The following is an 11612-nucleotide window of genomic DNA, read 5'->3' as shown; positions in this document are numbered from 1 at the left end:
AAAAATTCAGCCAATACCTGCGTCCATGATAGCTGGTCGAAAGCTGGCGCCCATTTGGTGCTAAACCCGCCGACTAGAGTGTTGCCATGACCCCGCCCCTTTCCGGGCCCTCCGGAGCCGACCTGGAAGCCGATCAGGTGGACGATTCGCCCGCCTCCCGGCTGTCGGCGGATCACCCTGGCGTCAACGAGTTGTTCGCGGTGCTGGCCTACGGCGAGGTCGCCGCCTTCTACCGGCTCACCGACGAGGCGCGGATGGCCCCCGACCTGCGGGGACGGATCTCGATGGCGAGCATGGCCGCCGCCGAGATGCAGCACTACGAGCTGCTGCGCGACGCGTTGGAACGCCGCGGGGTCGACGTGGTGTCGGCGATGGCGAAGTACGTCTCGGCGCTGGAGAACTACCACCGATTGACCATGCCCAGCACCTGGCTGGAAGCGCTGGTGAAGACCTACGTAGGCGACGCGCTGGCCGCCGACCTGTACCTGGAGATCGCCGACGGGCTGCCCGACGAGATCGCCGACGTGGTGCGGGCGGCGCTGTCGGAAACCGGGCACTCGCAGTTCGTCGTCGCCGAGGTGCGGGCCGCGGTGACGTCCAGCGGCAAGCAACGCAGCCGGCTGGCGCTGTGGTCCCGCCGGCTCTTCGGAGAGGCGATCACCCAGGCCCAGTACGTGCTGGCCGAGCACGACGAGCTCGTCGACCTGGTGGTGTCCGGCCCCGGCGGCCTGGGTCAGCTCAGCGCGTTCTTCGACCGCCTGCAGCAGACGCACGACCGGCGGATGCGCGAACTCGGCCTGAGCTGATCTAGCGGGTGCAGGTCGCCATCACGCCGTTGTTGGCCGACGACACCACCGGCTGACCGGCGGCGTTGACGATCGCGCAATTGAGCCGGCCCATGAAGCTGGTCGCGACCACCGACTCCGTCGTCACACCCGGGTTCAAAACGACCACCTTCGACCAAGGAAGCGACACGTTGAACTCCGTTTGCGGGTAGCCGCGGGCGTCGGTGTACACCACGTTGACCAGGTCAAGCAGCTGTTTCGTGCCGGTGACGCTGTAGATCACGGTGCGCGGGTTCAGCACGACCGGCGGCGGTGCGTCCGTCGGGGGCGGCGCCGCGGTCGGCGTCGGCGTCGGCAGCGTGGTGGTGGACGCGCTCGGCGGTGGGGCCAGGGTGGTCACCGTCTCGGGCGGCAATGTGGTCGGCGACGGGCTGGGCTGGGCGACCGGAGTTCTGGGTGCGGGCGGCGCGGAGGTCAAAGTCCGGGGCTGCGGCGCCCCGACGGTCGCCTTCGTCGACGCGCTGTCGCCGCTGTTGATGATGACGGCGGTCGCGACGGCGCCCAGGGCCACCACCGCACCCAGGATCGCGGCGGCGGGGCGCCAGCGGGTGTCGGCCGGCCAGGCGAGGTCGCCGTAGCCGCCCAGGTCCTCGGTGTCGGCTCCGTCGTAGTCGTCGTCGGGGTAGTCGTAAACCGGGCCGAGACGATCGGTGAGCATGTTTCTGATGGTGCCGATGTTACCGATGTGACTATGGGCGACTGGTCGACGAACGCCATGTTGGCCGAGCTGGGAGCGAATCGTTATCTTCGGTCGGGCCGCGGTTCGCTTACCGCGAACCGGGGGGCCGGGGAGACATGCGGTGAAGGCGCGTCCACTAGCCTGCTGCTGACACGTCTGACGACTTCAACGCCATTGATACGAACGGAAGGGGCCACCGTGGAGGTCAAGATCGGTATCACGGACAGTCCGCGGGAGCTGGTCCTGTCCAGTACGCAGACGCAAGCCGAAGTCGAAGAGCTCGTGGCGGGCGCGCTGCGCGACAGCTCGGGCCTGCTCAGCCTGAACGACGAGCGGGGCCGACGCTTCCTGATTCAGAGCTCCAAGATCGCCTACGTCGAAATCGGTGTCGCGGACGCCCGCCGGGTCGGGTTCGGGATCGGGGCCGAGACGGCCGGCAAGCACGCGGGAAAGGGCGCTAAGGGCGAGTAAGCGGCACGTGTGACAGCCCGCCCCAGGCGAACTGCACGGTGCCGTCGACGGCGTCGGCCTTGGAGATCGGGCGGTCGGAGTCCAGCCAGTACCGGGCGCAGTCGACGCTGATGCCGACCAGCCCCACCGCGATCATCCGGGCGCGGTGGGGGTCGAGGCCCGAATCGGCGCTGATCAGATCGAACACGGCGTCGGTGCAGGATTCGGTGGCGACCCGCACCTGCGCGGCGACCTCGGGCTCGGTGACGTAGTCGTTCTCGAAGATCAGCCGGTAGCCCTGGCTGTCGTGCTCGATGAAGTCGAAGAACGCCTGCACGGCCGCGTGCAACCGTCGCCGGTTGTCCGTGGTGGTGCTCAAGGCCTGCTGCACACCGGAGACCAGGTTGTCGACGTGCCGGTGCAGCACCGCCAGGTACAGCTCGAGTTTGCTCGAAAAGTGTTGGTACAGAACCGGTTTGCTGACACCGGCCCGATCCGCGATTTCGTCCATGCCGGCCGCGTGATAGCCGCGGTTGACGAAGACGTCGCTGGCGACGATCAGCAGTTGGCCCCGCCGCTCGTCGCGCGGCAAGCGGTTGCCCCGCCGGTTGGCGGCCACGACGCCATCGCCCGGCCGACTACGGTCGGTCGGTTTGACGGCGCGTCGTGCCGCCGGCTTGGCGAGATCGCTCATCGAGTCCTCATCTGGTTGTCGCCGCCGCTCGCGGCTCGTCGCAAAGACATTACTACCCATGCTGCGTTCGCGATCGTCATCGCCGCCGTCGCCGCTGGCAGACGCGGTGTCGCGCGCCGCATTCGGGCGCGCCAAGGGCGGCCACCGTGCCAGCTGTGCAATCCTGGGGCAATGACGTCCCAGCGGCCCGTGCGCGGCACCGGTCGGGTTCCCATGGTGCGCGACGAGTGGCGAGAACCACTTCGCGCGCTTCGTGACCCGATCGGTCCGGGGGTCGGACGGACCCGCGCCGACCGCGAGCGGCCGCGCCAATGGCGTAAGCAAACGTGGCTGGGACGGTTCGTCTCCACCTACGGCTGGCGGGCGTACGCGTTGCCCGTTTTGACGGTGCTCACCGGGTTGGTGATCTATCAGACCGTCACCGGAACCAGCGCGCCGAAACCGACGGCCGCGCAATCAATCCAGGGCACACCGGACATCGGCGCGGTGGGCACGTCGATCATCGACGCGCCACCCCGCGGGCTCGCCGCCTTCGACGCCAACCTGCCCGCCGGGACGTTGCCGGACGGCGGGCCGTTCACCGAGGCGGGGGACAAGACCTGGCATGTCGTGCCCGGCACGATGCCCCAGGTGGGCCAGGGCACCGCCAAGGTGTTCAAGTACACCGTCGAGGTCGAAAACGGCATCGACCCAACGATGTTCGGCGGCGACGAGGCCTTCGCCGAGATGGTCGACCAGACGCTCGGCAATCCCAAGGGCTGGACGCACAACCCGCAGTTCGCCTTCGTCCGGATAGATAACGGCAAGCCCGACTTCCGGATCTCGCTGGTGTCCCCGGTCACGGTGCGCGGCGGGTGCGGCTACGAATTCCGGCTGGAGACGTCCTGCTACAACCCGGTTTACGGACCCGACCGGCAGGCGCGGGTCTTCATCAATGAGGCCCGCTGGGTGCGCGGCGCCGTGCCCTTCGAGGGCGACGTCGGCTCGTATCGGCAGTACGTGATCAACCACGAGGTCGGTCACGCCATCGGGTACGTGCGTCACGAGCCCTGCGAGCAGCAGGGCGGCCTGGCGCCGGTGATGATGCAGCAGACGTTCTCCACGTCGAACGACGACGCCGCCAAGTTCGACCCCGATTTCGTCAAGGCCGACGGGAAGACCTGCCGGTTCAACCCCTGGCCGTATCCGATCGCCTGACTCGGGCCTCGAGCGTCACGCCAGCGTGACCCTCGGCCTCGAGCGTCACGCCAGCGCGGCGTTCGCGGGAGTCCGGCCGGGAAGCGACCGTGCTTGTTTGCCGTTGCTTGGCCCAACTGCTGTGATGGAAAAGAGAAGCTACCGAGGAGTTGTCCGGTGTCGACATCCGAGACGTCACTGCCGCCGCTGGTCGAGCCCGCAGCCCAGTTGAGCCGCGACGAGGTGGCCCGCTACAGCCGCCACTTGATCATTCCCGACCTGGGCGTCGACGGTCAGAAGCGGCTGAAGAACGCCCGGGTGCTGGTGATCGGCGCCGGCGGGCTCGGCGCTCCCGCGTTGCTCTACCTGGCCGCGGCGGGCGTGGGCACCATCGGCATCGTCGACTTCGACGTCGTGGACGAGTCCAACCTGCAGCGCCAGATCATCCACGGCGTCGCCGACGTCGGGCGGTCGAAGGCCCAGTCGGCGCGCGAATCGATCGCCGCCATCAACCCGTTGGTCGACGTGCGGTTGCACGAGTTCCGGCTGGAGCCGCGCAACGCGGTCGACCTGTTCCGCCAGTACGACCTGATCCTGGACGGCGCCGACAACTTCGCCACCCGGTATCTGGTCAACGACGCGGCGGTGCTGGCCGGCAAGCCACACGTGTGGGGGTCGATCTATCGCTTTGAGGGCCAGGTGTCGGTGTTCTGGGAGGACGCCCCCGACGGCAGGGGCCTGAACTACCGCGACCTCTATCCGGAGCCGCCGCCGCCCGGGCTGGTCCCGTCCTGCGCCGAGGGCGGGGTGCTGGGCATCATCTGCGCGTCCATCGCGTCGGTGATGGGCACCGAGGCGATCAAGCTGATCACCGGGATCGGCGAGTCGCTGCTGGGCCGGCTGATGATCTACGACGCGCTGGAGATGAGCTACCGCACGATCCGCATCCGCAAGGACCCGACGGCGCCCGGGATCACCGGGCTCGCCGATTACGAGGAGTTCTGCGGCGGGGCGCCCGCGGACGTCACCGCCGGCGGATCGGCCATCACCCCGCAAGAGTTGCGCGCGTTGCTGGACTCCGGCACCAAGTTGGCCCTGATCGACGTTCGCGAGCCGGTGGAGTGGGACATCAACCACATCGACGGCGCCCAGCTGATCCCGAAGTCGCTGATCAGCTCCGGTGAGGGCCTGGCGCAGCTGCCTCACGACCGCAAGGCCGTGCTGTACTGCAAGACCGGCGTGCGCTCGGCCGAGGCGCTGGCCGCGGTGAAGAAAGCCGGATTCTCGGACGCGGTGCATTTACAGGGCGGCATCGTGGCGTGGGCCCAACAGATGCAGCCCGACATGGTGATGTACTGACCCGATACCGCCGATCGGCTCCATTACGCTACCGGTGTGACAGTCGAGCCACCGCCGGAGCATGTGCTGGCGGCGTTTGGTTTGACGGGCGTGAAGCCAATCCCGCTGGGGGCAAGCTGGGAAGGCGGCTGGCGGTGCGGCGAGGTCGTGCTGTCGATCGTCGCCGACCACGCCCGCGCGGCCTGGTCGGCCCGGGTGCGCGAGACATTGTTCGTCGACGGCGTCCGGCTGGCCCGGCCGGTTCGCTCCACCGACGGGCGCTACGTGGTGTCCGGGTGGCGGGCCGACACCTTCGTTGCGGGGACGCCCGAGCCGCGGCATGACGAGGTCGTCTCGGCGGCGGTGCGCCTGCACGAGGCGACCGGCAAGCTGGAACGCCCCCGCTTCCTGACCCAGGGCCCGACCGCGCCGTGGGGCGACGTCGACGTCTTCATCGCCGCCGACCGGGCCGCGTGGGAAGAACGGCCGCTCGCGTCGGTGCCGCCGGGCGCGCGCACGGCACCGCCGTCGTCGGACGCCGAGAAGTCGGTCGAGCTCATCAACCAGCTCGCCACGCTGCGCAAGCCGACCAAGAGTCCCAACCAGCTGGTCCACGGAGACCTTTACGGCACAGTGCTTTTCATCGGAACCGCGGCGCCGGGCATCACCGACATCACCCCTTACTGGCGGCCCGCCTCGTGGGCGGCGGGTGTCGTCGTTGTCGACGCGCTGTCCTGGGGCGAGGCCGACGACGGGCTCATCGAACGCTGGAACGCGCTGCCCGAGTGGCCGCAGATGTTGTTGCGGGCCTTGATGTTTCGCTTGGCGGTGCATGCGCTGCACCCGCGGTCGACGGCCGAGGCGTTCCCGGGCCTGGCCCGCACGGCGGCCCTGGTCCGGCTGGTGCTCTAGCCTTAGTCACACGCTTGAGTGTGAACCCACGGCTTTGAGTGCATGTGGGCGGCGGTAGATCCGCGAAATCTGCACCGTGGACTCACACTCAAAGCCGTGAATGCACACTGGACGGCCCAGTCGCCGCTAACTCCCGCGCGGGAACTCGTAGCGGACCTCGGCCAGCGCGATCTTGCCGTCGACGGCCAGCACACCTTCGGCGCGCAGCAGCTCCAGCTGTCGGGTGGTCAGGTGCCGCGCGGGGCGCCCGGACGCGGTGATCACCCGGTGCCAGGGCAGGTCCGAGGAGTCGGTCCGCATCACCCACCCGACGATACGGGGGCTGGAAAGCCCTGCGACAGAGGCGATGTCGCCGTAGGTGGCGACCCGCCCGGAGGGGATCGCCGCGACCAGCGCACGCACCCGCTCGACCTGCTCGTCGGTCACCGGCGCCACGGTCAGTGGTCTTTCAGCAGCTCGCGGATCAACGCCGCGACCTCGGTGGGCCGGGAATGCGACACCATGTGATCGCAGTCGAAATCCAGCAACCGAAAATCGGGGCCGAGACGCCCGTGCAGTCCTTCGATCAACTCGTCGCTGACGTACGGTGGCGACGTCTGCTTGGCCCGCACGAGCGTCGTCGCCGTTCCGACCCGCGGCAGCGCGGCCTCCCGGGCCAGCTCGCTCCAGTACGACATCATGGCCGGCATGCTGACGCGCCAGCCGTAACGCCCGTTGGGCAGCTCGATCAGGTGCTCGTCGATCTCGGTGTCGAGCCAGGCGGGGTCCACGTCCGACCAGGACCCGACGGACTTCTCCATGCGGGCCTCCCTGGCGCCGCGGTAGTCGGGGGAGGAGAACATCGCCTCCGCGATGTCGCGCATCCAGCCACCGTCCAGCCCGACCGCCGGGTCGAGCAGCAGCAGCGCCGCCACCCGGTCCGGGTGAGCCGCGGCCAATTGCAGCGCCAGTGCCCCGCCGAACGAGTGCCCGACCACCAGCACCGGCGCCCCTCCTTTAGAGGCGGCTGCGTCGTCGAGCAACGCTGCAAGCGCCGAGACGTTGGCGTCGATGGTCCACGGCGCCGCCCAGGACGATCGACCGTGGCCGAGCAAATCCGGTGCGGCGATTGCGATTTCGGGCAGATAGCCGGCCAGATGTTGCCAGCGCCCGCCGTAACCGGTCAGCCCGTGCAGGGCAAGCATCCGCACCGGACCACCCGGGCCGTAACGGTGGACGTGCAGGTCGGCGGTCACCCGGCGGAGTCGTCCCAGTCGTCGTCGACCGGGACGATGTACGCCTGCTCGATGACGTCCGCCTCGTTGGCATCGCGATCTGCGGCGGCGTCGAGGTAGGCCGTGTCCAGGCCGGCCTCCTCCTCCGGGTCGAGGGGCAGGCGCTGTTCGGCCGCGTCCGCCTCGGGCACCACGTCATCGGGACCGTTGCTCATCCATCCCCTCCTCGCGTTTCGGTTTCTCGGGTCCAGTATCCCGGAAGCTGTCAGACCCTCGTGATTGCATGCAGCCATGTCATACACCTGGGACGACGAGGCCCGCGCTGTGCTGGCGCCCGGCCTGCGCGGACGGGTGCGTGTCCTGGGCGGGCCCGGCACCGGCAAGAGCAGCCTGTTGGTCGACGCCGCGATCGCCCAGATCGGCGCGGGTGTCGATCCGGAATCGGTTCTGCTGCTTACCGGTTCCGGGCGGATGGGGCCGCGGGCGCGCAGCGCGTTGACGACGGCGCTGCTGCGATCAAGTAATGCCGCGGGCCGTGCCGCGGTGCGCGAGCCGCTGGTCCGCACCGTGCACAGCTACGCGTACGCGGTGTTGCGCCGGGCCGCCGAGCGCGCCGGCGATCCGCCGCCGCGGCTGCTCACCAGCGCCGAACAGGACGCCATCATCCGCGAACTGCTGGCCGGCGACCTCGAAGACGGGCCCCGGGCGGCGAGCGCGTGGCCGTCCCACCTGCGGCCCGCGCTGGCCACCGCCGGCTTCGCCACCGAGCTGCGAAACCTGTTGGCGCGCTGCGCCGAACGGGGCGTCGACCCGCAGGAATTGGAGCGGCTGGGACGTCTGCGCGGGCGTGGCGAATGGGCCGCCGCGGGCCAATTCGCGCGGCAGTACGAGCAGGTGATGCTACTGCGCGCGGCGGTCGGGACGGCGGCGCCGCAGGCGACCTCGCCGGCGCTCGGCGCCGCCGAGTTGGTCGGGGCCGCGTTGGAGGCGTTTGCCGTCGACCCGGAATTGCTGGCGGCCGAACGTGCCCGGGTGCGCGTCCTGCTGATCGACGACGCCCAGCAGCTCGACCCGCAGGCCGCCCGCCTGGTTCGGGTGCTGGCCGCCGGCACCGAGGTGACGTTGGTCGCCGGTGATCCCAACCAGGCGGTGTTCGGCTTCCGGGGCGGCGAGGCGTCGGGGCTGTTGACCGACGATTCACCGTCGGTGACGCTCGCGGCATCCCATCGCTGCGCGCCCGCCGTCGCACGCGCCGTCAGCGGCATCGCGCGCCGGTTGCCCGGCGGCGGCGCGGGCAGGTGCATCGAGGGCGTCGGGCCCGACGAGGGATCCGTCACCGCCCGACTGGCCGCGTCGGCGCATGCGGAGGCGGCCCTGATCGCCGACGCGTTGCGGCGTGCCCACCTGATCGACGGGATTCCGTGGTCGCAGATGGCCGTCATCGTGCGGTCGGTGCCCCGCGCCGGGGCGCGGTTGCCGCGCGCCCTGGCCGCCGCCGGCGTCCCCGTGGCCGCCCCCGCGTCAAGCGGACCGCTGTCGGACGAGCCGGCGGCGCGTGCGCTGCTCACGGCGCTGGCGGCCACCGCGGACGGGCTCAACGGTGAGCAGGCGTTGGCGTTGCTGGCCGGACCCATCGGCCGCGTCGACCCGGTGTCGCTGCGGCAACTGCGCCGAACCCTGCGGCGCGCCAACGCCGATCGTGCGCCTGACGACCTCGGCGACCTTCTCGTCGCGGCCCTGCAGGCCGACGCGCCCCTGCCCGGGCCGCACGCCCGCGCGCTGGGTCGGGTGCGGGCCGTCCTGGACGCGGCCGCGCGCTGCCACGGCGAGGGCCAAGACCCGCGCTACACCCTCTGGGCCGCCTGGCATCGGTCCGGCCTGCAGCGCCGCTGGCTGTCGGCCAGCGAGCGCGGCGGCCCCGCCGGCGCCCAGGCCACCAGGGACCTCGAGGCCGTCACCGCCTTGTTCGACGTCACCGACCAGTACGTGTCCCGCACGCCCGGCGCGTCGCTGCGCGGGCTCGTCGAGCACGTCGCCGCGCTGCAGCTGCCCGGCGCCAACCCCGAGCCGGTGTCGCAGGCGGAGCAGGTCAGGGTGCTCAGCGCCCACGCCGCGCTGGGACACGAATGGGATTTCGTGATCATCGCCGGCCTGCAGGAAGGGTTGTGGCCCAACACCGTTCCGCGCGGCGGCGTGCTGAACACGCAACGGCTGCTCGACGCGCTCGACGGCGTCACCGGGGACGCCTCGGTGCGCGCTCCGCTGCTGGCCGAGGAGCGCAGGCTGCTGGTGGCGGCCATGGGCCGGGCGCGCCGCCGGCTGCTGGTGACGGCGGTGGACAGCGACACGGACGGGACGGACGGGGACGCCGCGCTGCCCTCGGCGTTCTTCTCCGAAATCGCGCAGTGGTCCGACGGGGATCCCGTTGCGGCACAACCGGTCTCGGCGCCCCGAGTGTTGTCCGCGGCGGCGCTGGTCGGCCGGCTGCGTGGCGTCGTGTGCGCGCCCGACGGAGCCGTGGACGATGCCGCGCGCCGTTGCGCGGCAACGCAATTGGCTCGGCTGGCCAAAGCCGGCGTGCCCGGCGCCGACCCGGCCGGCTGGCACGGCCTTATCCCGGTCAGCACCACCGAACCGTTACGCGCCGCCGCCGACCCTGTCACGCTGACGCCGTCGACCCTGCAGACGCTCAGCGACTGCCCGCTGCGTTGGCTGGCCGAGCGGCACGGCGGAACCGACGCGCGGGACCTGCGCTCCACCATCGGCTCGGTGCTGCACGCGCTGATCGCCGAACCGGCCAAAACGGAATCGGAACTGCTCGCCGAGCTGGACCGCGCGTGGCAACACCTGCCATTCGAGGCGCGGTGGCATTCGGCCAACGAGCTGGCCCGCCACCGCGCCATGGTCGAAGCGTTCGTCGCGTGGCGGGCGCAGACCCGCGGCGAGCTGACCGAGGTCGGCGTCGAGGTGGGCCTCGACGGGACCCTGACGCAGCCGCGCGCTGACGGCGGCGAGATCCGGCTGCGCGGGCAGGTCGACCGGCTGGAGCGCGACGCGGCCGGCCGGCTGGTGATCGTCGACATCAAGACCGGCAAGTCGCCCGTCAGCAAGGACGACGCCCAACAACACGCGCAGCTGGCGATGTATCAGCTGGCGGTGGCCGAGGGCATGATCGACGCGGGCGAAGAGCCGGGCGGCGCGCGGCTGGTCTACGTCGGCAAGACGGGGGCCGGCGGCGCCACTGTGCGCGAGCAGGATCCGCTGACCGCGGCGGCCCGCGACGAATGGCGCGACCTGGTCCGGCGGGCCGCCGACGCGACGGCTGGGCCGCAGTTCATCGCCCGGCGCAACGACGGCTGCACGCACTGCCCGATCCGGCGGTGCTGCCCCGCCCACGTCGACGGGGCGGCGTCGTGAGCCCGCGCTACACCCCGGCCGAATTGGCTTGTGCGCTGGGCCTTTTCCCGCCCACCGACGAGCAGGCCGCCGTCATCGCCGCGCCGCCGGGGCCGCTGGTCGTCATCGCGGGGGCCGGCGCCGGTAAGACCGAGACGATGGCGGCGCGGGTGGTGTGGCTGGTCGCCAACGGCTACGCCGCACCCGGCCAGGTGCTCGGGTTGACGTTCACCCGCAAGGCCTCCGGCCAGCTGCTGCGCCGGGTCCGCTCCCGGCTGGCCCGGCTGGCCGGCATCGGCCTCGGCGCGACCCTCGACCCGGAAGGCAGCCCGACGGTCAGCACCTACCACGCCTTCGCCGGCTCGCTGCTGCGCGACCACGGCCTGCTGCTGCCGGTCGAGCCGGACACCCGGCTGCTTGGCGAGACCGAGCTGTGGCAGCTGGCCTTCGACGTCGTCAGCGGGTACCGCGGGGAGCTGCGCACCGACAAGACACCGGCCGCGGTCACCTCGATGGTGCTGCGGTTGTGGGGACAGCTGGCCGAGCACCTCGTCGACACCGACCAGCTCCGCGACACCCACGTTGAGCTGGAACGGCTGATCCACGCGCTGCCGGCCGGCCCCTACCAGCGCGACCGGGGGCCCAGCCAGTGGCTGCTGCGGCTGCTGGCCACCCAGACCGAGCGCGCCGAGCTGGTGCCGCTGCTCGACGCGCTGCACGAGCGGATGCACGCCGCGAAGGCGATGGACTTCGGCATGCAAATGGCGTCGGCCGCGCGGCTGGCGGTGGCCTTCCCACAGGTGGGTGAGGAGCTGCGGAACCGGTACCGGGTGGTGCTGCTGGATGAGTACCAGGACACCGGGCATGCCCAGCGAATCGCGCTCTCGGCGCTGTTCGGCGGCGGTGGC

12 protein-coding genes are annotated in these 11612 nt (G+C 70.9%); 7 read left to right on the top strand and 5 right to left on the bottom strand.

Features of this window, described 5'->3' with window-relative positions:
- Positions 1–86: 86 nt before the first annotated feature.
- Complete coding sequence (locus N415_RS12640; RefSeq protein ID WP_068181818.1) at positions 87–806, top strand: ferritin-like fold-containing protein; 720 nt, start codon at positions 87–89, stop codon at positions 804–806.
- A gap of 1 nt (position 807) precedes the next feature.
- Here the strand turns inward: N415_RS12640 and N415_RS12635 are convergent, their stop codons facing one another.
- Positions 808–1503: an MmpS family transport accessory protein gene (locus N415_RS12635; protein WP_152531352.1), complete on the bottom strand. Its 696-nt coding sequence runs from the start codon at positions 1501–1503 to the stop codon at positions 808–810.
- 219 nt (positions 1504–1722) lie between these two features.
- On the opposite strand from N415_RS12635, the gene N415_RS12630 reads away from it, so the two are divergent.
- Positions 1723–1995 carry a DUF3107 domain-containing protein gene (locus N415_RS12630; RefSeq protein ID WP_068112228.1) on the top strand — a complete coding sequence of 91 codons (273 nt, stop codon included), beginning with the start codon at positions 1723–1725 and terminating at the stop codon, positions 1993–1995.
- Here N415_RS12630 and N415_RS12625 read toward each other — a convergent pair.
- A complete protein-coding gene (locus tag N415_RS12625) occupies positions 1982–2668 on the bottom strand; it encodes a TetR/AcrR family transcriptional regulator (RefSeq protein ID WP_068181989.1) in 687 nt (228 codons plus the stop codon). The genes N415_RS12630 and N415_RS12625 overlap by 14 nt on opposite strands.
- 171 nt (positions 2669–2839) lie before the next feature.
- Between N415_RS12625 and N415_RS12620 the strand changes: the two genes are divergently transcribed.
- From N415_RS12620 to N415_RS12610, 3 genes are all read left to right on the top strand, one after another.
- Complete coding sequence (locus N415_RS12620; protein ID WP_068181813.1) at positions 2840–3865, top strand: DUF3152 domain-containing protein; 1026 nt, start codon at positions 2840–2842, stop codon at positions 3863–3865.
- Positions 3866–4021: 156 nt separating this feature from the next.
- Positions 4022–5203: an adenylyltransferase/sulfurtransferase MoeZ gene (gene moeZ / locus N415_RS12615; protein WP_068181810.1), complete on the top strand. Its 1182-nt coding sequence runs from the start codon at positions 4022–4024 to the stop codon at positions 5201–5203.
- Between the two features lie 36 nt (positions 5204–5239).
- Positions 5240–6094: a TIGR02569 family protein gene (locus tag N415_RS12610; RefSeq protein ID WP_068112877.1), complete on the top strand. Its 855-nt coding sequence runs from the start codon at positions 5240–5242 to the stop codon at positions 6092–6094.
- 126 nt (positions 6095–6220) lie between these two features.
- Here the strand turns inward: N415_RS12610 and N415_RS12605 are convergent, their stop codons facing one another.
- The 3 genes from N415_RS12605 to N415_RS12595 are packed head-to-tail and all read right to left on the bottom strand — an operon-like array spanning position 6221 to position 7523.
- The gene (locus N415_RS12605; RefSeq protein ID WP_068181806.1) at positions 6221–6529 is read right to left on the bottom strand and encodes an MGMT family protein; all 309 of its coding nucleotides are present in this window, start codon (positions 6527–6529) and stop codon (positions 6221–6223) included.
- A gap of 2 nt (positions 6530–6531) precedes the next feature.
- Positions 6532–7329: an alpha/beta hydrolase gene (locus tag N415_RS12600; protein ID WP_068181803.1), complete on the bottom strand. Its 798-nt coding sequence runs from the start codon at positions 7327–7329 to the stop codon at positions 6532–6534.
- On the bottom strand, positions 7326–7523 hold the full coding sequence (locus N415_RS12595; RefSeq protein ID WP_068181800.1) for a hypothetical protein: 198 nt from the start codon (positions 7521–7523) through the stop codon (positions 7326–7328). Before N415_RS12595 ends, N415_RS12600 begins: the two co-directional genes overlap by 4 nt.
- A gap of 76 nt (positions 7524–7599) precedes the next feature.
- Here N415_RS12595 and N415_RS12590 point away from each other — a divergent pair, with 76 nt between their 5' ends.
- Both N415_RS12590 and N415_RS12585 read left to right on the top strand, forming a co-directional pair.
- On the top strand, positions 7600–10725 hold the full coding sequence (locus N415_RS12590) for an ATP-dependent DNA helicase (protein WP_068181797.1): 3126 nt from the start codon (positions 7600–7602) through the stop codon (positions 10723–10725).
- A partial coding sequence (locus tag N415_RS12585; RefSeq protein WP_152531351.1) for an ATP-dependent helicase occupies positions 10722–11612 on the top strand: 891 nt, incomplete at its 3' end. The genes N415_RS12590 and N415_RS12585, both read left to right, overlap by 4 nt.

This window comes from Mycobacterium sp. UM_CSW, assembly GCF_000455205.1.
Lineage (GTDB): Bacteria > Actinomycetota > Actinomycetes > Mycobacteriales > Mycobacteriaceae > Mycobacterium.
Note: the sequence above shows the minus strand (reverse complement) of the source record. Positions and strands in the feature narration are given on the sequence as shown.

Coding starts and splice junctions, on each gene's coding strand:
- N415_RS12595 (WP_068181800.1), bottom strand. CDS start 7,523: ATGAGCAACGGTCCCGATGACGTGGTGCCCGAGGCGGACGCGGCCGAA.
- N415_RS12625 (WP_068181989.1), bottom strand. CDS start 2,668: ATGAGCGATCTCGCCAAGCCGGCGGCACGACGCGCCGTCAAACCGACC.
- N415_RS12590 (WP_068181797.1), top strand. CDS start 7,600: ATGTCATACACCTGGGACGACGAGGCCCGCGCTGTGCTGGCGCCCGGC.
- N415_RS12620 (WP_068181813.1), top strand. CDS start 2,840: ATGACGTCCCAGCGGCCCGTGCGCGGCACCGGTCGGGTTCCCATGGTG.
- N415_RS12640 (WP_068181818.1), top strand. CDS start 87: ATGACCCCGCCCCTTTCCGGGCCCTCCGGAGCCGACCTGGAAGCCGAT.
- N415_RS12635 (WP_152531352.1), bottom strand. CDS start 1,503: ATGCTCACCGATCGTCTCGGCCCGGTTTACGACTACCCCGACGACGAC.